This is a genomic window from Pseudoxanthomonas sp. LjRoot125 (assembly GCF_964252705.1).
GTDB lineage: Bacteria > Pseudomonadota > Gammaproteobacteria > Xanthomonadales > Xanthomonadaceae > Pseudoxanthomonas_A.
The window spans coordinates 2146615-2165469 of the sequence record NZ_CAXUOY020000001.1; the positions used below are offsets into that span (position 1 = coordinate 2146615).

Consider the following 18855-nt stretch of genomic DNA (forward strand, 5'->3'; position numbering starts at 1 on the left):
AAGGCCGCCCCGCGGGCACGCCAAGACACACCGGGCCGGTCACGACGCGTCGTGCGTGCGGTTTGAGCAGAAGGAAGGGGGTGTCGTGCGCCCCGGCGCAGGTATCGGGCTACGGCGTCGGCGTACGCCAGGCGTCGTCCGGATTGGCGAGCAGGGAAAGTCCAGGCATGCGGTACTCGCATCCGATCAACGTGCGTTGCTGCATGCCGGGATGCTCGCCGGAGTAGACCACCAGCGCATGCAGGTCATCGAGCGCGCCGGACAGCGGCGTGTCGCGGCTGTCCGCCAGGGACTGCTCCAGGCGCGCGCTGGCCGTGTCGATGGGCGCGTCGACCAGCAGCAACACGCGATTGTCGGTGATGACGATCGCATCGCCTTCGTTGCCCCAGGCGTCCACGGATTCGTCGAGCCGGTAGAGATCCATCTTCGGCGTGCCGTACTGACGCTCGGTCTGCATGAATTCGGCGGGCCGTTCGCGCCGCAGCCTGCTCAGCAGGCCGGCGATGTCGCCAGCCGATGTCCTGCAGGTCAGGGCGTCCACCAGCGTATCCGTCGCCTGTGCGGGCGACGGCGGGGCAGGAGAGGGGGGCGCGATGACCTGCGCCTCCAGCGTCGCGCTTGCGGCCAGCAGGGCCGATGCGAGCGCGAGGGCGGCGTTCCTATTCGATCTGCGCATTGGCATGCGCCGCGTCCAACGCTTCCATCGCGTCGCGGGGCTTGAGTTTGCCGGCCTTCTCATAGGCGGCGGCAGCGGCGTCTTCCTTCTTGTCCCCGTGCAGGAGCAGCAGCACGTTGGCGTGCTCGACGTGCGCGATCGGGGAGTCGGGCGTCAGTTTCAGTGCGGTCTTGATGTGGGATTCGGCTTCGCCCGCCTTGGCGCCATAGGTCAGGCCACCGATCATCGCGCCGATCTTGCCGATGATCTCCGCGTGGTAGAGCGCCAGCGCGGTGTGCGCCTCGGCGTGCTTCGGGGCCAATTCGAGTGCGGCGTCCAGCGAGGTGCGGACCTTGCCGGCGATGCCCTGTTTGAGCGCCTTGGCGATGCTGAGTCCCTGGCTGTAGCGGCCGAGCGCGAAGGCGTGGCGGTAGTGGCTGTTGGCGTCATCGGGCAGTGCCTTGATGGCGGCCTCGGCCAGCTTGGCGCCCTGTTCGAAGCGCTTGAGTTGTTCGGCTTCGTCGTCCACCAGGTACGTGGCGTGGATGCCGATGGCTTTCACCGCGACGGACGCGCCCAGCGGGCCGAGCGTCTCACCGGCCTCGTACGCCGCCTGGAAGTCGCCGCGATGGAAGGCACGCCACGCGTCCTGCAGCTGTTGGGCCAGATCGTCGGCCGTGATGCCTTTGGCGGCCTTGCCGGCCGCGGCGATCAAGGCCTTGGCGCGCTTCTCGTCGGGGTAGGGCTCCTGGTCGCCCGCATGCAGGGCAGGCCAGGCTTTCTTGAGCGCATCGCCTGCGTAGGCATAGGCCTTGGCGTCGTGCGGAAACGGGGCCCACTTCGAAGACTTCGCTGCCATCTGTCGTCCCTCCCAGGATGTCGCGAGCATGGCCGCGAACGCCGTCCTCAGGCAACCCCTACGCAATCCGTGCGGAGAGCGGCCAATAGTGTGATTGCTCAAGCCGCCGACGGCAGCATCGCATCAAGGAAGCCGGCCACCGTGGTGCGGCACGTGGAACTGAACATGGCCACCAAGAAGAATGCCCGCAAACCCCTCGAGCCGACCCTGCGCCACGTGTGGCTGGCAGGTCTGGGCCTGATCGTCGTGGGCCGCCGCGAAGCCCTGGCCGCTGTCGCCGATGCGTCCCAGCGCCTCGATGCCGCACGCCAGCAGGCTGCCACGTTCGCCAGCACCACGCAGCGCGATGTGCTCGGTCGCCTCGCGGACGCCCGCGAACAGGGCGAAGCCCGTGTTGGCCAGTTCAGCGCAGACGTGGAAGCGCGCCTGGAGCCGGTGCTGGTGAAGCTGGGGCTGAAGAAGAAGCCCGCGCGGAAGGCGTCGCGCAGCCGCAAGTCGGCGCCCGCACGAGCCAAGACGGCGCGTAAGCCCGCGCCGCGCAAACCCGCGGCCCGCCGCACGCGCCGCGCCTGAGCCTAAGGCCAGCACGACCCTGACGCCCCGGTTCACCGGGGCGTTTTCATTCATCTAGATGTGTCGTGTGACGGTGGGCTCGGAGAACCAGTCGTTGTCGCGACCGTTGAAGTAACGGATCGGCACCTGGGCCAAGGTCTCGGGCGCCACGTCGTCCAGGCAGGCCAGATTTATCGAGACGTATCGGCCGCCGAGGACCTCCAGCTCGCCCCGGCCGAACGATCTGATGCCGCAGTGCCGGCAGAACAGGTGCTCCGTGGCGAGGGTGCCAAACCGATACCGTCCCAGCTCATCCTCTCCCTGAAGCAGGCGGAATGCCCCGGGCTGCACGACCACGCCCCAGAACCGCGTCTTGGTGCAGATGGAGCAGTTGCATCGGCCGCTGCCTGCGGCCAGGTCGAGGTCCGCTTCGTAGCGGACGGCGCCGCAATGGCAGCTTCCGCGGTAGGTCTGAACGGCCATGGACGGGTGCTCCCGGTGGATGAGTAATCAGTGTGGCTGCTATCGAGGACAGAATCAGTCCGCAATAGGGGCCATACTGGGTCCATGCTCAGCACCTCCAACCGCCTGCTCCGCCTGTTGTCGCTGCTGCAGTCGCGCCGTCACTGGACGGGTGCGGAACTGAGCCAGCGGCTGGACATCGATCGCCGTACGTTGCGCCGCGACGTGGAGCGGCTGCGCGAACTCGGCTACCCCATCGACGCTTCCCCGGGCCTGGGCGGCGGCTATCGCTTGGGATCCGGAAGCGCGATGCCTCCCGTCCTGCTGGAAGACGACGAGGCGGTCGCCGTGGCCGTGGCGCTGCGGACCGCCGCCGCCAGCGTGGGGCGGATGGAAGACACCTCGTTGCGGCTGCTCTCGAAACTGGACCAGTGGCTGCCGGCCCGGCTACGCAAGCGCGCCAGCGCGCTGTACTCGGTAACGCTCTCGCTGGCAGGCGGTGCGCCGACCTCGGACGTGGATGCGCTGTTGCGCATCGCCGGCGCCTGTCGGGACGGCTTCAGGCTGCGCATGCAGTACCGCGACCGCAGCCAGAAGGCGAGTGAACGGCTGATCGAGCCGCTGCGGCTCGTGCACACCGGCAGTCGGTGGTACCTGGTGGCCTGGGACCTCAAGCGCGAGGACTGGCGGACGTTTCGGGTCGATCGCGTGCAGGCGCTGCACGACACCGGCATGCAGTTCCCGCCGCGCCCGTTCCCAGGCGATGTGGTCGACTATGTCGCCAAGTCGATCACCCAGCCGTTCACGCGCTTCCAGGTGCGGTTGCGCCTGCCGGGTTCCATCGAGGAGCAGGCCACGCGCGTACCGCCCTGGTGCGGCATCCTTGAGGCCGGCGATGCGCACCACTGCGTGCTGGAGCTGGGCGCGGAGTCGGTGGAAGCCTTGCTCGCGCTGATGGCCCTGGTGGGGCCTGACTTCGAAATACTCGATGATCGTGGCCTGCTGCCGCAGCTGCGCGCGGCGTCGACCCGTCTGGGCGACGTACTGGCGGCCGCGTAGGCGCGCTTCAGTCGGTATAGGCCTGCGTCAGCGTGTTGAGATGCACGCGCTCGGCGTCGCGCAGGAACGGCGCCACCAGCATCATCACCTGCACGATGCCCTGTCGGATCGCGGCCTGTTCGTCCTTTTCGCCACGGGTGGCCGCGTAGTTCAACCAGAACGTGGAAATGACCAATACGTTGGTCGCGGTCGCCGCGAGTTCGGCGGCCGAGGCACGCATCACCCCGGCATGGCCCAGCCCGCGCATCACCGCCAGCGCGCTGTCGTCGGCGCGCTTGAGGATGCGGGCGAAGCGCAGGCGCAGGCGGCGGTTGCGGCTCAGGATCTCGACCAGGTCGCGGTACAGGAAGCGGTAATCCCAGATGCACTCGAACACCAGGTGCAGCTGCAGCCAGATGTCTTCCAGCCCGGGCAGGCGATCGGTAGGCGGCGTCAGGGCGGCATCCATGCGCTCTTCGTAGCGGGCGAAGAGCTGCTCGATGATGTCGTCCTTGTTGCGGAAGTGGTAGTACAGGTTGCCGGGGCTGATCTCCAGCTCGTCGGCGATGTGATTGGTCGTGACGTGAGGCTCGCCCTGCGTGTTGAACATCGCCAGGGCGGCTTCGAGGATGCGCTGGCGGGTATCGCGCGCCACTACGCGGTGAGTTTCTTCACCAGGTCCACGTACTTCTTCTGGGCGTCTTCGGGCGCGGTGCCCTTGAGTTTGGCCCAGGCTTCGTACTTGGCGGTGCCGACGAAGTCGAAGAAACCGGGCTTGTCGCCCTTGACGTCGCCTTCCGAGCCTTGCTTGTACAAGCCATAGAGTCGCAGCAGGGTGTCGTTGTCCGGGCGCTCGGACAGCGTCTGGATGTCCTTGGATGCCTGGTCGAACGCGGTCTTCAGATCTGCCATGGATGATCCCTCCCAGTGATCGCGGCCATCACACCACGGGTGGTGCAGGCGGTCAATCCGCGGCGGGATTGTCGAACCGCAACGGCTCTGGCAACGTAGGCCGCAGGGCGGTCGGAGGGGCCGGCCCACACAATCGAGGGTTGGGTCGTCATGAGCTATTTCGTCACGGGCGCCACGGGATTCATTGGCCGCTATCTGGTCGGCAACCTCCTCAAGCGCAGCGGGACGGTCTACGTGCTGGTCCGGAAGGACTCGCAGAAGAAGTTCGACGCCATCGCCAAGAAGGCCGGCTGGGACATGAAGCGCGTGTCCGTGGTGCACGGCGACATGACCAAGCCGCGATGCGGACTCACCCCCGCCCAGCTGCGCACGCTGACCGGCAAGGTGAAACATTTCTTTCATCTCGCGGCCATCTACGACCTGACGGCCACCCGCGAATCGCAGCAGGCGGCCAACATCGACGGTACCCAGCACGCGCTGGACCTTGCCGCCGCGCTGAAAGCGGGCTGCTTCCACCACACCAGTTCCATCGCGGCCGCGGGCCTTTACCCCGGCATCTTCCGCGAGGACATGTTCGAGGAAGCCGAGGGCCTGGACGATCCCTACCTGAGGACCAAGCACGAGTCCGAAGGCCTGGTGCGCAACGAGAAGCGCATCAAGTGGCGCATCTACCGCCCCGGCATGGTGGTGGGCCACTCCAAGACGGGTGAAATCGACAAGATCGATGGCCCGTACTACTTCTTCACCCTGATCAAGAAACTGCGCGAGCTGCTGCCGCAATGGGTGCCGGTGCTCGGCATCGAAGGGGGGCGCATCAACATCGTGCCGGTGGATTTCGTCGCCGACGCAATGGACCACATCGCGCACAAGCCGAAGCTGGATGGCCATACCTTCCACCTGACCGACCCGGAGCCGATGCGCGTCGGCGAAGTGCTCAACACGTTCTGCCGTGCCGGCCATGCGCCGGAGATGACGATGCGCATCGACGCACGCATGTTCGCCTTCGTGCCCGGCAGCATCCGCATGGCGGTGGGCAACCTGCCACCGGTGCGGCGTTTCATCGGCATGCTGCTGCGCGACTTCAAGATTCCCAAGGAAGTGCTGAAGTTCATCACCTATCCGACGCGCTTCGACAGCCGCGAAACGGAGCGGGCGCTGAAAGGCAGTGGCATTGCCGTGCCGCGCCTGGACGACTACGCATGGCGCCTGTGGGACTACTGGGAGCGCCACCTTGACCCGGACCTGTTCGTCGACCGCTCGCTGAAGGGCAAGGTGCGCAACAAGGTGGTCGTCATCACCGGCGGTTCGTCCGGTATCGGCCTTTCCACTGCGCAGCGCGTCGCGGAAGCGGGCGCCACCACGATCATCGTGGCGCGCGGCGAGGAAGAACTGTTCAAGGCCCGCGACGACATGAAGAAGGCGGGCGGCAAGGTGTTCGCCTACACCGCGGACCTCTCCGACATGGCGGACTGCGACCGGCTGGTGAAGACGGTGCTGGACGAACACGGGCACGTGGACATCCTGATCAACAACGCAGGCCGTTCGATCCGCCGCTCCATCGAGGCCAGCTACGACCGCTTCCACGATTTCGAGCGGACGATGCAGCTGAATTACTTCGGCAGCATCCGCCTGATCATGGGCTTCCTGCCGAAGATGACCGAACGCCGCAAGGGCCACATCATCAACATCAGCTCGATCGGCGTGCTGGCCAATTCGCCGCGCTTCTCGGCGTATGTGGCTTCGAAGGCGGCCCTGGATGCCTTCAGTCGCTGCGCGCAGGGCGAGCTGTCGGGCAAGGGAATCAGCTTCACCACGATCAACATGCCGCTGGTGAAAACGCCGATGATCGCGCCCACCAAGATGTACGACAGTGTGCCCACGCTGTCGCCGGACGAGGCGGCCGACCTGCTGGTCAAGGCCATCATCGAGAAGCCCAGCCGCATCGCCACCCGCCTGGGCATTTTCGCCGCGCTGGTGAATGCCGTGGCGCCCAAGGCCTACGAAGTGGTGATGAACACCGCGTTCGAACTGTTCCCGGATTCGGCCGCTGCCAAGGGCGACCGCAAGGCGCTCAAGGAAGCAGCGCCGAGCCAAGAGCAGATCGCATTCGCCGCGCTCATGCGGGGCGTGCACTGGTAGCAGCCCTGCTGGCGGCGTGGCTGGGGATGTGGCGTCAGGTGCCCTGTGGCTCAGACCACCGCAACGGCACCGCCTGCAGGTTGCGCATGTGCATCGCGAGCGGTTCGATACGCGACCAGATGAAGTCGCGCAAGTCCGCGTCTTCCACCGTCTCGGTCATGGCGCCATGGAAGCACGCCAGCCAACCGCTGGCTTCGGCCATGCCGATCTGGAAGGGCAGGTGACGGGCGCGCAGCATCGGCGCGCCGTGCTTCTGGGTGAACAATGGCGGGCCGCCGAGCCAGCCGCTGAGGAATTCGAACAGCTTCTGCTCGCTGCCATCGAGCGAACCAGGATGTTGCGCGCGCACCGCGGCGGCTTCCGGCAGGGTGTCCATCAGCGCGTACATGCGCTGCGTCATCCGACGCAGGCCGGCCTCGCCGCCGATGCGATCGTAGGGAGTTGGGGCGTCTGTCATCGAGGGAGCACGCGGAAACAAGACCGCGGAATCATCCGGTGATGAGAGCCGGATGCACAGCGACCCAGTGTCGCGGTGCCCCGCCCTACAGGGTCTTGCACTGGCGCCAGCGCACGGGCTCGCTGCTGCCGGGCGGTGGATTGAGCTGCACGCGGGTGGTGCGCAGGGCGGGGTAGCGCTCCAGTTCCAGGCAGATCCACGGCCAGACTTCCTTTTCGCTGGCGATGCGGTCCACGCTCAGGGTCAGCTTGGTCTGCCATACACCGCGGGTGATGCCGGGCGTCTTGGCGAGCGCCTTTAGCACCTCGCGCATCTGGGCTTCCAGTTCTTCCTCGGTAGGTTCCTTGAAGCTGCCCGAGGTGGCCGGAGGCAGCGGAGTCGCTGCAGGCGCGGGCGCTGCCTGCGTCGCGGCGGGCAGGGTGCGTTCGACGGGGGCAGAGCCGCTTTGCTGGCCGGACCATGTGGCCATGGCGGCCGCACCGAGTGCGATGGCACCGAACCAAGCGATGCCGATATGGCGCTTGGCGCGAGCGGCCGCATAGGTCATCACTTGTTCGCGCAGGCTCGGTTCGATCAGATCGACGACCTCGGGCCACAGGCGGGGGCCGTCCAGGACTTCGATGTTGTTGCCTTGGGCCGCGTCGCGGCCTTCCTTCTCCACGTTGCCTTCGGTGGCGAGAATGCCGCCGTGGGCCGTGCCCAAGCGGATGCTCGCGGCCAGTTCCAGCACGGGCGCAGCAGCGATCCGGTACGCCGAGCCGTGCTTGCATGAGAGCAGCCAGCGTTCATCGCCCCGGGCGAGCAGGAAAGTGGATTGCGGTTCGCGGGATTCGTGCGGTTCCGGGCTGGCCTCCGCCAGGCCACGACGCTCCATCGCCGACAGCACCAGTTTGGAGAACTCGCGCCAGCGCAGCCCGGACAGGGCATGCAGGCCGTAGGACATTTCATCGCGGGGACGGCGGACCAACCAGAGATAGGCGGTTGCCGCCATGCCGGTCACCAGGGTGACGGCCAGGCCAAGGAGCCAGATGGACATGCGTCGCGGAGGCGCTTTTTGTTATTCGAAGCCGCGATTCTACCCGGCGCGCCACGGAGTGTCTGTTGTCGCGTCACTCCTGATGGAGGATGCGATGTGGGCGGGCATGGAAAAGCCCGCCAGTCCGAAGCCGTAAGGGGAGGGGAGCAAACGAACTTCGGTGGACTGGCGGGCTGGAATGATTGTTACGCCATTCGATGGTGCTTCGCAACAAAATTCTGTTCAGAAAAGCACACGAAAAAGCATATGCAACCTTATGGTGCAGCCTTCTTGCGCGATGCACGTTTGGCGGGCGTTTTCTTCGCTGCCGGTGCCGGTTTTTTGGCGGCCGCGGTCTTGCGGGCCTTCGCTGGTTTCGCGACGGAAACGCCGCCCAGCTTGCGTAGTTCGGCATTGAGCGCGTCGACGCGATCGATCAGGGCGGAGAGGTCTTCGCGGCTCGGCACTTCGAGACGGCGCAGTGCGCGATGCACGCGTTCTTCGAAAACCTTCTCGAGACGATCCCACGTATCGGAGGCGCGCTCGCGGGCCTGGCCCACCGTGGTTTCCACCGCATCGCGCATCGCCTGCGCCTTGCCGCCGGCCGTCTTGCGCGTGATCTGCTCCAGCGAGAGGCCTTCTTTCACGAGGGTCTCGAACAGCTTGGTGCCTTCGGCCTGCGCGCGCCCGAAAGCCCCCACGCCGGCGAGCCAGACCTGCTGCGCGGATTCGCCCAGGCGCTTGGAGAGCTGCTCGGCTTGGGCCTGCAGTTGTTCGTTGTTGGAGGAAGTAGCGGATGCGGTCTTCTTGCGTGCGGATTTCTTCAACGTGGCCATGGCGTTCCGTCGGCGATGTGGTGGCAGGGATTGCGCGCCAGAATCGGAGCGCTGTCTAGAGTTTTCACACCAGCCGGTGACGCACCCGTGATCGGATCACGGGCGACGGGCGGCTCGGCGGCTGGAAACCAGTTGGTCCACATCGTCCAAGGCGCGACGCAAGCGGGCCGTGGTCTCGGTCATGCGCGGGGTCACGTCCAGGCCGTCGAGGATCGAGCGGTGGCGGTCGTTGACGATGTCGTCGTTGTAGCGGATGCCATGCGCCGCCAGCATCGGCTTGAGCACGGCGGCGCGCTTGCGCAGGTCGGCCAGGGTGTTGCGGTAGGCGAGTTGGCAGACGCGGTGGCGCGAAGAGAAGCTGAAGAGATTGGTGAAGAAGAGCTCGCTGTCGTCCGAGTTGGGCTCGAACACCAACTGGTCGATGTCAGGGTACCGGTGCGGATACTTCTCCATGCCGATCTGCATGCGCGACTGCAGCAGGGTGCGCAGGGTCTGCGACAGGACGGCGGGCAATCCGCCGCTCGCCAGTCCGACCTGTTCGGCTTCGTCGGCCTGCGGGGCCGCCTGGTTGGCATCGAACGGTACCAGCGGATTGATGCCGATCATCAGGTCGATATCGCGGTCCAGCACGGTGCTGGCGTGCATCGTGCGGCGCAGCGCGCCATCGAGGAAATGCCGACCTCCGATTTCCACCGGCGGGTACAGGCCGGGCAGGGCGGAACTGGCTTGCACGGCGCGCGAGATCGGGATGTCGTCCCAGCCTTCCTCGCCGAAGCGCACCGCTTCGCCGCTGTCCAGGTCCACCGCCACCACGAACAGGTCCGCGTCCAGCGTGCGGAAATCGTTGCTGCGACCGCGCCGGCTGAAGATGTCGCGCAGGAAGCGTTCGACTTCCTCGTTGTCGAAGATGCCCGTCGGCACCAGGCCGCCGAAACGCAGGAACAGGTCGGACCAGCGCGTGGCCCGGCGCGGGTTGCGGACCAGGCGCGACAGCCAGTCGGCGTATAGCCCCGGCAGGCTCGCGGCGCGACGCAGGTATTCGCTGACGTTAGGGCGCAGGAAGGTCTCGGGCCGGAATTCGGCGTCGTCGCTGGTGCCGGTGATGAAGATGCGGCACATCTCGGCCGTCCCCATCCGGTTGGCCAGGCCGGCAGCGAGGAAGGCGCCGGAGCTGACGCCCACGTAGCAGTCCATCCGGGTCAGGTCCAGGCCGTCGAGCGCTTCGTCGAGGGCACGCAGCGCGCCGAGTTCGTACATGCCGCCGATGGGGCCGCCGCCGGCGATGGCCAGCCCGATCTTGCCGTTGTGGCCCCGTTTCCGCGCGCTGTGGATCGAAAGCATGTACTACCCGTGATGACCTTGCCGCCCGAGTGTAGCCGACCGGCCTGCGGCTTGCGGGGCGCCCGGCCGGCCCGGATCATGTCACCCATGGCCCGAGGAAATCCGCTGATCGAACGCGTGGGCAGGCGGCTGGCCTGGCATCAGGCGTTGCATGACCCGGACGTCGAGCCGCGGAACCGCCTGCGTTGGCTGCCCGAACTGCGGCGCTGGCAGGCCGCGCGGCTGGAGACCAGCTTCACCCATTTCCTGAACGACCCGAAGCGCCGCGCGGCGGCGATGTTCTTCCTGACCGATGTCTATGGCGACCACGACTTCAGTCGCCGCGATGCCAACGTGGCCAAGGTCATGCCAATGATGCAACGGCTGTTGCCGGGGGCCGTGCTGGGGACCGTCGCCCATGGCATCGAGCTGGGGGCGCTGACCCATGCCCTGGACATGCGGATGGCCGAGGCGCTGCATCGCTTGGCGCCCAGTCGCCGCAAGCTGGACGCGGACCTTTACGGCCGCGCGTACCGCGAGGTTGGCCTGCCACGACTGCGTGGACACCAGATCGACCTGATCGCGGAAGTCGGCGTAGGCCTGGCGCAGGCGGTGAAGACGCCGGGCGTAGCCACCCTGCTCAAACTGTCGCGTGGACCGGCCAAGGCCACCGGCCTGGGCGAGCTGCAGGGGTTCCTGGAGCGGGGGTTCGCGGCCTTCGCCGCGCTGGGCGATGGCAAGGCGTTCGTGCGCGACATCGAGAAGGCGGAGAGGACGATTTCGCGCCGCCTGTTCGCGGCCGATCCCGATCCCTTCCGCGATTGATCCTCAGTCGAACTTGTCGCTCAGTACCCGGCGGATTTCCGCTTCGATCGGTCCTTTCATGGCCGAAAGCAGGAAGCCCAGGTTCGCTGTGACGCGGAGCTTGTCGGCCAGCAATGCGATCTTGCCTTCCACGCCGGAGCGGCTGAAGTTCAGCGTATCCCCGTCCCAGCCATAGTCCATGTCGAAGCGTTCGGCCAGTTTCTTGGCGACATCCTCGACGGCCTTGCGGGCCTGCTTCGGGGACTTGGAATGCGCGTGCTGGATATCGATGCTGGCCATGCGTGTACTCCCTCGGTTCGCCGGTATTGTGCGCGGCCGCCGCGCGCCATGCCAAGCCGGGGCTGCCCTGCGCACGCCAACCTGATAGGCTCACGCCGCGTGCAGAACCTCCGACTTCACTTCACCAACCGTCCTTCGCCCGACCGGCCGCTGACCACCGGCGTGCACCGCATCGTGCGCGAAGCGGCCGGCACCATCGGGGTCGGCGATGCCTTGCAGGGCGCACTGCTCGCGCAGATTTGCGTGGACCGCCGCGGCCTCTGGCTGCAGGTCGCCAATGGCATGCGCGGCGTACACATCAACGGCAGGCCGGTGAAGCGGATGGCGGTGCTGCGACCCGGCGATGCGGTGTACGTGGAAGGGGTGGAGCTGCTGCTGCAGTCTGGCTTCCAGTCGGCCACCGACGTGCGCGACGCCGATGCCGGTCAAGGCGATGCCCGCGTGGTCCTGAGAGGACTGGGAGGCAAGTTCCATGGTCGCAGCGTGTCGCTGGAGCACCCCTGCATCGTGGGCCGCGCCCGCGATGCCGACATCCGCGTGGATGACCCGACCTTCGCCGAGCGGCACGCGCGGCTGGAGCTCCGCGGCGACCGCGTCCTGCTGCGCGACCTGGGTTCGGCCGACGGTTCCCGTGTGAACGGCGTTGCGGTGCGCGACGCGCTGTTGGTCGCGGGTGACCAGGTGGTGTTCGACGCGCAGCACCGTTTCGTATTGGAAGTGCCGTGGGCGCCCAGCGCGCAGGGGAACGACGCCCTTGCCGCGGACATGGACGATGAAGCGCAGGCGGACGAGGTCCGCACGCGTCCCGCGGTGCGGTCTGCACGGCGCTGGCCCTGGTTGCTCCTTGCCGCGTTGCTGATGGCGGCCGCGCTCAGCGCGCTGTTGTTGTTCGGCGCCGGCTGAACGATTTCCACACCCGCCATCCCAGCAGCGCGGCCAGGATGACCGCGTACAGCAGCGGCTCGCGGATGTCGGATTTCACCAGCCACCAGAAGTGCAGCACGGCCAGCACGCCGATCGCATAGACCAGCTTGTGCAACTGGCCCCAGCGCCGGCCGAGGCGCCGCATCCAGCCCTGGGTCGAGGTGATCGCCAAGGGCACCAGCAATAGCCACGCGGTGAACCCCACGGTGATGTAGGGGCGCTTGACGATCTCCTCGAAGATCTGCGTCCAGTAACCGCGCAGGTCCAGCGCCAGGTACGCCGTCAGGTGCACGCTGGCGTAGAAGAACGCATACAGCCCGATCATCCGGCGGAACCGCAGCAACACCGGCTGGCCGGTCAGTTGCCGTAGTGGTGTGATGGCCAGCGCCACCATCAGCAGGCGCAGCGCCCACAGGCCGGTACGGTGTTCGATCTCCGCCACCGGATCCGCGCCCAGCGCATCGCTACCGGTCCGCCAGACATCGACGAACTGCCAGGCCAGTATGCCCAGGGGCACCAGCGCAAGCGCATGGACGGTGGTCTTGGCGGCGACCAGGCCAGCGGAGGTCTTACGCATCGATCCGGCTCAGTACCACTTCTTCAGGTCCAGGCCGGCATACATCGAGGCGACCTGGTCTGCGTAACCGTTGAACAGGCGCGTCGGGATGCGTTCGGCGAACAGCTTGCTCTGGGTGCCGGCGATGCGCCGCTCGGTCTTCTGGCTCCAGCGGGGATGGTCCACGTTCGGATTGACGTTGGAAAAGAAGCCGTACTCGGATGGCTGCAGGTCGTGCCAGGCCGTCTCGGGCATGCGCTCGACGAACTTGATCTCCACGATCGACTTGATGCTCTTGAAGCCGTACTTCCACGGCACTACCAACCGCAGCGGCGCGCCGTTCTGCTGCGGCAGCGGTTTGCCATACAGCCCGGTGGCCAGCAGGGTGAGCGGGTGCATCGCTTCGTCGATGCGCAGGCCCTCGCGGTAAGGCCAGTTGATCGAGGCGTAGCGCACGCCCGGCATCTGCACCGGGTCGGCCAGGGTGGTGAAGGCGACGTACTTGGCCTTGGAGGTGGGCTGGAATTTCTTCAGTACCTCGCTCAGCGGCACGCCCAGCCATGGGATCACCATCGACCAGCCCTCCACGCAGCGCAGCCGGTAGATGCGTTCTTCGGGAGTGAGCCCCTTCACCAGGTCCTCCAGCGACAGCTTGCCCGGCTTCGCGCACTCACCGCCCACCACCACCGACCAGGGGGAGGTCTTCAGGGTCTTGCGCGCGGTCGACGGGTCGGCCTTGCCGGTGCCGAACTCGTAGAAGTTGTTGTAGCTGGCGACGTCCTCGTAGCGGGTCAGGGTCTCTGCCGTGCGGAAACCCGAACGCGCCTGTTCCGGCGTCACCACGACCTTCGGGGGTGCGGGGGGCTCGGCCTCCGCGCAGCCGGCCAAGGCGAGGGCAGGCGCGGCGGCGAATGCCTGCAACAGGCGGCGGCGATCCCGATAGACGGATTCGTCGGTTATCCGGGACTCGGGGATCCGCAAGGCGTCGCGCAGGGACATGGACTTCTCCGGCAAGGGGGTAGCGGTTGGATCGCATTCCCGTCGGAAAATTCCCGCGCAAGCGATCCACGTGCAGCCTATACGTAGTCGGGTGTTCGCAGGATGCACGGCGTACGCCATTCATGCTCCTGCGTCCGCTTCGTTGCCCCTGCAACTGATGCGCTGCGGCATACTACGGACCCTCCTGTTCAGGTGCCCCATGACGCGCGCGTTCAACTTCAGTGCCGGTCCCGCCACCCTGCCCGAATCGGTCCTGCGGCAGGCGCAGGCCGAGATGCTCGACTGGAACGGCATCGGCGCGTCCATCGTGGAAATCAGCCACCGCAGCCAGGACTTCATTACGGTCGCGGCCGAGGCCGAGGCCGACCTGCGCCGGTTGGTCGGCATCCCGGACGACTACGCGGTGCTGTTCCTGTCCGGTGGCGCCACCACCCACCAAGCCCTGCTGGCATTGAACTTCGCCGGCCCCGGGCAAGTGGTGGACTACGTGGTCACCGGCCACTGGGGCAAGACCGCCATCAAGCAAGCCGCGCCGTATTGCACGGTCAACATCGCGGCCGACGGTGAGGGTGGTGGGTTCCACGACATCCCGCCGCGCGATACCTGGACGCTCACGCCCGGTGCCGCTTACGTGCACATCACCGCCAACGAAACGATCCACGGTGTCGAGTTCCGCGACACCCCGGACGTGGGCGAGGTGCCGTTGTTCGCCGATTTCAGCTCATCGATCGCCTCCGAGCCGCTGGATGTATCGAAGTACGGCGTGATGTACGCCGGCGCGCAGAAGAACCTGGGCCCGGTCGGCGTGGCGGTGGTCATCATCCGCAAGGATCTGTTCGAACGCGCCGGCCAGCCGCGCGCCGACATCTTCGATTACCGCTCGCATGCGGCGCGCGACTCCATGCTCAACACGCCGCCGACCTGGAACTGGTACCTCGCCGGCCTGGTGTTCAAGTGGATGCTGGCCGAAGGCGGCGTGGCCGAGTTCGCGCGACGCAATGCGGTGAAATCGTCGCTCGTCTACGACGCCATCGACGCGTCCGGCGGCTTCTACCGCAACGACGTGGCGCCGGCGGCGCGCTCGCGGATGAACATCCCGTTCTTCCTGCCCGACGACACCCTCAACGCGCGCTTCGTGGCCGAATCCAAGGCGGCCGGTCTGCTGGCGCTGAAAGGCCACAAGGCGGTCGGTGGCATCCGCGCCTCGCTCTACAACGCGCTGCCGGTGGAAGGCGCGCAGGCGCTGGTGCGGTTCATGCACGACTTCCAGCAACGCAACGGATAATCGACCGCATCATCCCGATGTGGGAGCGACGTAAGTCGCGATGAAGCGTTACCGGTAACCTTTCGCGACTTACGTCGCTCCCACAGGGAGGCGACGGGACTACGGAAAACGACATGGCATCCAAACCCAGCAAGCCGAAGAAGACCGCCAAGCCTGCCAAGGGCAAGAAGACCGAGGCGACGCCCGCCCCGGTGCTCTCCGACGTGCGCGCCAAGATCGATGGCATCGATCGCCAGATCCAGTCCCTGATCGCCGAACGCGCCGTCTTCGCCCACCAGGTCGGCAAGGCCAAGGGCAAGCTGGCCGCCGCCGTGGACTACTACCGTCCCGAGCGCGAAGCCCAGGTGCTGCGCATGGTGGTGGACCGCAACGAGGGCCCGCTCAGCGACGAAGTGCTGGTGCACGTCTTCCGCGAGATCATGTCCGCCTGCCTGGCGCAGCAGGAGCCGCTGAAGATCGGCTACCTCGGCCCGGAGGGGACCTTCAGCCAGCAGGCTGTGCTGAAGCACTTCGGCCGCTCGGCGCATGGCTTGCCGCTGGCGAGCATCGAGGAGGTCTTCCAGGAGGTGGCCAGTGGCAACGCCGATTTCGGCGTGGTGCCGGTGGAGAACTCGGGGCAAGGCACCATCCAGATCACCCTGGACATGTTCCTGACCTCGGACCTGAAGATCTGCGGCGAAGTCGAGCTGCGCGTTCACCAGTTCCTGATGTCGCGCACCGGTCGCATCGACGACATCGAGCGCATCTACGCGCACCCGCAGTCGTTCGCGCAGACCGCGGGCTGGCTGCGCGCCAACCTGCCGAAGGTGGAGAAGGTGCCGGTGTCGAGCAACGCCGAGGGCGCCCGCCGCGCGCGTGGCAACGACGATGCCGCTGCCATCGGGGGCGAGAGCGCGGCGCACGTGTACGGCCTGAAGAAGGTCGTCATGAGCCCGATCCAGGACGACAAGGACAACACCACGCGTTTCCTGGTGATCGGCCGCAGCATCTTCCCGCCGTCGGGCCACGACCGCACCTCGGTGCTGGTCTTCATCCACGACAAGCCCGGCGCGCTGTTCGACGTGCTCAGCCCGTTCGCCCGCCACGGCATCAGCATGAACCGGATCGAGTCGCGGCCGTCGCACCACGCCAAATGGGAGTACGGCTTCTTCATCGATCTGGCCGGCCACATCGACGACGAGTCGATGAAGCAGGCACTGGCGGAACTGAAACAGCATTCGGCGCAGATCAAGGTACTGGGGTCGTACCCCGTCGCGGTGCCCTGATCCGTTGCCCGGGCCCGCGCATGGGCCGATGAACCGAGAGACCTGATGAGCAGCAAGCAAGACTGGATCGCCTCCGCCGGCCGCGCGCTGCGCGGCACCCTGGACATCCCCGGCGACAAGTCGGTATCGCACCGTGCGGTGATGTTCGCCGCGCTGGCCGACGGCACGTCGACGATCGACGGCTTCCTGGAAGGCGAGGACACCCGCGCCACCGCCGCGATCTTTTCGCGCCTCGGCGTGCGGATGGAAACGCCCTCGCCGTCGCGCCGCGTCGTGCACGGCGTGGGCGTCGACGGCCTGAGTGCCGCGGACGGCGCGCTGGACTGCGGCAATGCCGGCACCGGCATGCGCCTGCTCGCCGGCCTGCTGGCCGCGCAATCGTTCGACAGCGTGCTCATCGGTGACGAATCGCTGTCCAGGCGTCCCATGCGCCGCGTCACCGGCCCGCTGTCCACGATGGGTGCGCGCATCGACACCGAAGAGGGCGGCCTGCCGCCGTTGCGCATCCACGGCGGACAAGCCCTTGCCGGCATCGACTACACGCTGGAAGTCGCCAGCGCGCAGGTGAAATCGGCCGTGTTGCTGGCTGGCCTGTACGCAGAAGGCGAGACCGTGGTGCGCGAGCCGCACCCCACGCGCGACTACACCGAGCGCATGCTGAAGGCGTTCGGTGTCGACATCGACTTCTCCCCCGGCTTCGCGCGCCTGCGCGGCGGGCAGCGCCTGAAGGCGACCGACATCGCCGTGCCGGCCGACTTCTCGTCGGCGGCGTTCTTCCTGGTCGCGGCCAGCATCATTCCCGGTTCGGAGCTGCGCCTGCGCGCGGTCGGACTGAACCCGCGCCGCACCGGCCTGCTGCAGGCACTGCGGCTGATGGGCGCGGACATCACCGAAGAGAACGCCAGCGAACACGGCGGCGAGCCGGTGGCGGACCTGGTCGTCCGCCATGCGCCACTGCAGGGCATCGAGGTGCCGGAGGCGTTGGTGCCCGACATGATCGATGAGTTCCCGGCGCTGTTCGTCGCGGCCGCCGCGGCAGAGGGCCCCACCGTCGTGCGCGGCGCCGCGGAATTGCGGGTGAAGGAGTCCGACCGTCTCGCCAGCATGGCCAATGGCCTGCGCGCGCTGGGCCTGCGCGTGGACGAAACGCCGGACGGCGCCACGATCTTCCCCGGTGCCTTGCAGGGCGGCACCGTCGATTCCCACGGCGACCATCGCATCGCGATGGCCTTCTCGATCGCTGGTCAGCTCGCTGCCGGCGACGTGCGCATCGGCGACGTGGCGAACGTGGCCACGTCGTTCCCGAACTACGACGGGTTGGCGACGGGGGCGGGCTTCGCGTTGCGAAAGGCCTGAGGCCGGCAGCGGACCACAAAAAAGGGGGACGCCTGCCCGCGTCCCCCTTTCCTTTCCTCGTCAGCTCCGTGTGGGGAGCATTGCGGCGCTTAGATGGGCTTGAAGTCCACCGGCACCTTCACGCTGGTCGCGATCGCCTTGCCATTGCGCATGGCCGGCTCGAAGCGCCACTGGCGCACGGCACTCACGGCAGCGCGATCCAGATCGCGTTCGCCGCTGCGTTCGACGACGCGTACGTCGATCGGGTTGCCCTGGGCATCGACGTCGGCCAGCACCACAACCGTGCCACCGACACCGGCGCGCAGCATCGAGGCCGGATACTTCGGCTCGGCGTTGCCGGCCAGCGGGCGGGCATCACGACTCACCGACGCCGGGCGCGTGGCCGTGGTGCGTTCGGTGCGCTTGCGGTCTGCCGTGGCGGCAGCGCGTTCATTGGCCGGCGCATTGGCGGCGTCATCCGCCACCGGGGCAGGCAATGCGGCGACCGGTGTTTCAGTGCCGGCATGGCGCGACTGCGTCCACCACATCAGGCCTGCTGCCGTGACGGCGAAGGCGAGCAGCATCAGCAGCACGGGCGAGGTGGTGCGGCGCGGTTCCACCGTGGTGTCTTCGACGGTGTCCGGCGTGCGGTATTCGTTGTTGGTGGGCATCGACATGTGAACCTCCGTTTCGCGTTGTGGGTTCCGCGTTGGAACGGGGCCGAGTCTTTACGCAGCGATGTTTGCAATGCGTGATCGAGCGATGAAGCGAGCAGATTGAAGTTCAGCTATTGAAACGCGGGTTCAGACTTGTGTGCAGGATGTCTAGTTCCGCAGCATCACGGCGATGAACGTGATGAAGTACAGGAGAGTCAGCACGCGCAGAATCGTTCTCGCGTTGAACAGGTACCAGTTGAACCATCGCGTGGTTTCTTCGGGTGCGAGCTGTTTGCGATAGGCGCGCAATTGAACGGTTGGCCAGTTGCGGAGGATCGGGTCCCACTCGTGCTCGTTCGTGACGACAACGCCGTCGTCTACCAGTCGCGTGCAGACCACCACGCCATACAGTAGCCAGAACCCGCCAAGAGCAACGGCGAAAATCGCGAACCCCACCATCAACACGGTCATGTCGTTGACAGGCCT

21 protein-coding genes and 1 pseudogene are annotated in these 18855 nt (G+C 66.8%); 8 read left to right on the forward strand and 14 right to left on the reverse strand.

Features of this window, described 5'->3' with window-relative positions; all coding sequences use genetic code 11:
* Positions 1–109: 109 nt before the first annotated feature.
* Both ACSION_RS09890 and ACSION_RS09895 read right to left on the reverse strand, forming a co-directional pair.
* Entirely contained in the window at positions 110–676 is a 567-nt protein-coding gene (locus ACSION_RS09890; RefSeq protein ID WP_435305832.1) for a hypothetical protein, read from the reverse strand.
* The gene (locus tag ACSION_RS09895; RefSeq protein ID WP_435305833.1) at positions 660–1514 is read right to left on the reverse strand and encodes a hypothetical protein; all 855 of its coding nucleotides are present in this window, start codon (positions 1512–1514) and stop codon (positions 660–662) included. Before ACSION_RS09895 ends, ACSION_RS09890 begins: the two co-directional genes overlap by 17 nt.
* A gap of 165 nt (positions 1515–1679) precedes the next feature.
* Between ACSION_RS09895 and ACSION_RS09900 the strand changes: the two genes are divergently transcribed.
* Positions 1680–2087 (forward strand): hypothetical protein, encoded by a 408-nt coding sequence (locus ACSION_RS09900; RefSeq protein ID WP_435305834.1) that lies wholly within the window; start codon positions 1680–1682, stop codon positions 2085–2087.
* Between the two features lie 54 nt (positions 2088–2141).
* On the opposite strand, the gene ACSION_RS09905 is transcribed toward ACSION_RS09900, so the two are convergent.
* Positions 2142–2549 (reverse strand): GFA family protein, encoded by a 408-nt coding sequence (locus ACSION_RS09905; protein WP_435305835.1) that lies wholly within the window; start codon positions 2547–2549, stop codon positions 2142–2144.
* Between the two features lie 84 nt (positions 2550–2633).
* Between ACSION_RS09905 and ACSION_RS09910 the strand changes: the two genes are divergently transcribed.
* Positions 2634–3587 carry a helix-turn-helix transcriptional regulator gene (locus ACSION_RS09910; protein ID WP_093485743.1) on the forward strand — a complete coding sequence of 318 codons (954 nt, stop codon included), beginning with the start codon at positions 2634–2636 and terminating at the stop codon, positions 3585–3587.
* A gap of 7 nt (positions 3588–3594) precedes the next feature.
* On the opposite strand, the gene ACSION_RS09915 is transcribed toward ACSION_RS09910, so the two are convergent.
* The gene (locus tag ACSION_RS09915) at positions 3595–4221 is read right to left on the reverse strand and encodes a TetR/AcrR family transcriptional regulator (RefSeq protein WP_093485745.1); all 627 of its coding nucleotides are present in this window, start codon (positions 4219–4221) and stop codon (positions 3595–3597) included.
* Positions 4221–4478: an acyl-CoA-binding protein gene (locus tag ACSION_RS09920; RefSeq protein ID WP_056879007.1), complete on the reverse strand. Its 258-nt coding sequence runs from the start codon at positions 4476–4478 to the stop codon at positions 4221–4223. Before ACSION_RS09920 ends, ACSION_RS09915 begins: the two co-directional genes overlap by 1 nt.
* Positions 4479–4628: 150 nt before the next feature.
* Here ACSION_RS09920 and ACSION_RS09925 point away from each other — a divergent pair, with 150 nt between their 5' ends.
* Complete coding sequence (locus ACSION_RS09925) at positions 4629–6617, forward strand: SDR family oxidoreductase (protein ID WP_435305836.1); 1989 nt, start codon at positions 4629–4631, stop codon at positions 6615–6617.
* Between the two features lie 34 nt (positions 6618–6651).
* Here ACSION_RS09925 and ACSION_RS09930 read toward each other — a convergent pair whose 3' ends face one another.
* The 4 genes and pseudogenes from ACSION_RS09930 to ACSION_RS09945 all read right to left on the reverse strand — a co-directional run bounded on the left by ACSION_RS09930 (position 6652) and on the right by ACSION_RS09945 (position 10266).
* Positions 6652–7074, reverse strand: coding sequence for a group II truncated hemoglobin (locus tag ACSION_RS09930; protein ID WP_435305837.1), 423 nt, complete (start codon positions 7072–7074; stop codon positions 6652–6654).
* Positions 7075–7159: 85 nt separating this feature from the next.
* On the reverse strand, positions 7160–8110 hold the full coding sequence (locus ACSION_RS09935) for a restriction endonuclease (RefSeq protein ID WP_435305838.1): 951 nt from the start codon (positions 8108–8110) through the stop codon (positions 7160–7162).
* Positions 8111–8544: 434 nt separating this feature from the next.
* Positions 8545–8925: pseudogene (locus ACSION_RS09940) on the reverse strand (phasin family protein); the annotation flags it as partial.
* 96 nt (positions 8926–9021) lie between these two features.
* A complete protein-coding gene (locus ACSION_RS09945; protein WP_435305839.1) occupies positions 9022–10266 on the reverse strand; it encodes a patatin-like phospholipase family protein in 1245 nt (414 codons plus the stop codon).
* Between the two features lie 87 nt (positions 10267–10353).
* Here ACSION_RS09945 and ACSION_RS09950 point away from each other — a divergent pair, with 87 nt between their 5' ends.
* Positions 10354–11070: an FFLEELY motif protein gene (locus tag ACSION_RS09950; protein ID WP_093485755.1), complete on the forward strand. Its 717-nt coding sequence runs from the start codon at positions 10354–10356 to the stop codon at positions 11068–11070.
* A gap of 3 nt (positions 11071–11073) precedes the next feature.
* Here the strand turns inward: ACSION_RS09950 and ACSION_RS09955 are convergent, their stop codons facing one another.
* Positions 11074–11349 carry a polyhydroxyalkanoic acid system family protein gene (locus tag ACSION_RS09955; protein WP_093485757.1) on the reverse strand — a complete coding sequence of 92 codons (276 nt, stop codon included), beginning with the start codon at positions 11347–11349 and terminating at the stop codon, positions 11074–11076.
* Positions 11350–11448: 99 nt separating this feature from the next.
* On the opposite strand from ACSION_RS09955, the gene ACSION_RS09960 reads away from it, so the two are divergent.
* Complete coding sequence (locus tag ACSION_RS09960) at positions 11449–12252, forward strand: FHA domain-containing protein (RefSeq protein WP_435305840.1); 804 nt, start codon at positions 11449–11451, stop codon at positions 12250–12252.
* Here the strand turns inward: ACSION_RS09960 and msrQ are convergent.
* Together msrQ and msrP are read right to left on the reverse strand one after the other, a co-directional pair.
* A complete protein-coding gene (gene msrQ / locus ACSION_RS09965) occupies positions 12221–12850 on the reverse strand; it encodes a protein-methionine-sulfoxide reductase heme-binding subunit MsrQ (protein ID WP_435305841.1) in 630 nt (209 codons plus the stop codon). The genes ACSION_RS09960 and msrQ overlap by 32 nt on opposite strands.
* A 9-nt stretch (positions 12851–12859) precedes the next feature.
* Entirely contained in the window at positions 12860–13828 is a 969-nt protein-coding gene (gene msrP / locus ACSION_RS09970; protein WP_435305842.1) for a protein-methionine-sulfoxide reductase catalytic subunit MsrP, read from the reverse strand.
* A 199-nt stretch (positions 13829–14027) separates the two neighbouring features.
* Between msrP and serC the strand changes: the two genes are divergently transcribed.
* From serC to aroA, 3 genes are all read left to right on the forward strand, one after another.
* Positions 14028–15113, forward strand: a complete 1086-nt coding sequence (gene serC / locus ACSION_RS09975; protein ID WP_435305843.1) for a phosphoserine transaminase — start codon at positions 14028–14030, stop codon at positions 15111–15113.
* Positions 15114–15226: 113 nt separating this feature from the next.
* A complete protein-coding gene (pheA, locus tag ACSION_RS09980) occupies positions 15227–16378 on the forward strand; it encodes a prephenate dehydratase (RefSeq protein ID WP_435305844.1) in 1152 nt (383 codons plus the stop codon).
* 45 nt (positions 16379–16423) lie between these two features.
* Positions 16424–17734 (forward strand): 3-phosphoshikimate 1-carboxyvinyltransferase, encoded by a 1311-nt coding sequence (aroA, locus tag ACSION_RS09985; protein WP_435305845.1) that lies wholly within the window; start codon positions 16424–16426, stop codon positions 17732–17734.
* A gap of 89 nt (positions 17735–17823) precedes the next feature.
* Here the strand turns inward: aroA and ACSION_RS09990 are convergent, their stop codons facing one another.
* Both ACSION_RS09990 and ACSION_RS09995 read right to left on the reverse strand, forming a co-directional pair.
* Complete coding sequence (locus tag ACSION_RS09990; RefSeq protein ID WP_435305846.1) at positions 17824–18390, reverse strand: energy transducer TonB; 567 nt, start codon at positions 18388–18390, stop codon at positions 17824–17826.
* A gap of 147 nt (positions 18391–18537) precedes the next feature.
* Positions 18538–18840, reverse strand: a complete 303-nt coding sequence (locus ACSION_RS09995; protein ID WP_435305847.1) for a hypothetical protein — start codon at positions 18838–18840, stop codon at positions 18538–18540.
* Between the last annotated feature and the right edge of the window lie 15 nt (positions 18841–18855).

Bases quoted from the DNA above. Each gene is read 5' to 3' on its own strand.
- ACSION_RS09905 (WP_435305835.1), bottom strand. From the start codon at position 2,549: ATGGCCGTTCAGACCTACCGCGGAAGCTGCCATTGCGGCGCCGTCCGC.
- msrQ (WP_435305841.1), bottom strand. From the start codon at position 12,850: ATGCGTAAGACCTCCGCTGGCCTGGTCGCCGCCAAGACCACCGTCCAT.
- ACSION_RS09945 (WP_435305839.1), bottom strand. From the start codon at position 10,266: ATGCTTTCGATCCACAGCGCGCGGAAACGGGGCCACAACGGCAAGATC.
- ACSION_RS09930 (WP_435305837.1), bottom strand. From the start codon at position 7,074: ATGACAGACGCCCCAACTCCCTACGATCGCATCGGCGGCGAGGCCGGC.
- ACSION_RS09935 (WP_435305838.1), bottom strand. From the start codon at position 8,110: ATGTCCATCTGGCTCCTTGGCCTGGCCGTCACCCTGGTGACCGGCATG.
- ACSION_RS09895 (WP_435305833.1), bottom strand. From the start codon at position 1,514: ATGGCAGCGAAGTCTTCGAAGTGGGCCCCGTTTCCGCACGACGCCAAG.
- ACSION_RS09910 (WP_093485743.1), top strand. From the start codon at position 2,634: ATGCTCAGCACCTCCAACCGCCTGCTCCGCCTGTTGTCGCTGCTGCAG.
- ACSION_RS09925 (WP_435305836.1), top strand. From the start codon at position 4,629: ATGAGCTATTTCGTCACGGGCGCCACGGGATTCATTGGCCGCTATCTG.
- ACSION_RS09990 (WP_435305846.1), bottom strand. From the start codon at position 18,390: ATGTCGATGCCCACCAACAACGAATACCGCACGCCGGACACCGTCGAA.
- ACSION_RS09900 (WP_435305834.1), top strand. From the start codon at position 1,680: ATGGCCACCAAGAAGAATGCCCGCAAACCCCTCGAGCCGACCCTGCGC.
- ACSION_RS09950 (WP_093485755.1), top strand. From the start codon at position 10,354: ATGGCCCGAGGAAATCCGCTGATCGAACGCGTGGGCAGGCGGCTGGCC.
- ACSION_RS09955 (WP_093485757.1), bottom strand. From the start codon at position 11,349: ATGGCCAGCATCGATATCCAGCACGCGCATTCCAAGTCCCCGAAGCAG.
- serC (WP_435305843.1), top strand. From the start codon at position 14,028: ATGACGCGCGCGTTCAACTTCAGTGCCGGTCCCGCCACCCTGCCCGAA.
- aroA (WP_435305845.1), top strand. From the start codon at position 16,424: ATGAGCAGCAAGCAAGACTGGATCGCCTCCGCCGGCCGCGCGCTGCGC.
- ACSION_RS09890 (WP_435305832.1), bottom strand. From the start codon at position 676: ATGCGCAGATCGAATAGGAACGCCGCCCTCGCGCTCGCATCGGCCCTG.
- pheA (WP_435305844.1), top strand. From the start codon at position 15,227: ATGGCATCCAAACCCAGCAAGCCGAAGAAGACCGCCAAGCCTGCCAAG.
- msrP (WP_435305842.1), bottom strand. From the start codon at position 13,828: ATGTCCCTGCGCGACGCCTTGCGGATCCCCGAGTCCCGGATAACCGAC.
- ACSION_RS09995 (WP_435305847.1), bottom strand. From the start codon at position 18,840: ATGACCGTGTTGATGGTGGGGTTCGCGATTTTCGCCGTTGCTCTTGGC.
- ACSION_RS09920 (WP_056879007.1), bottom strand. From the start codon at position 4,478: ATGGCAGATCTGAAGACCGCGTTCGACCAGGCATCCAAGGACATCCAG.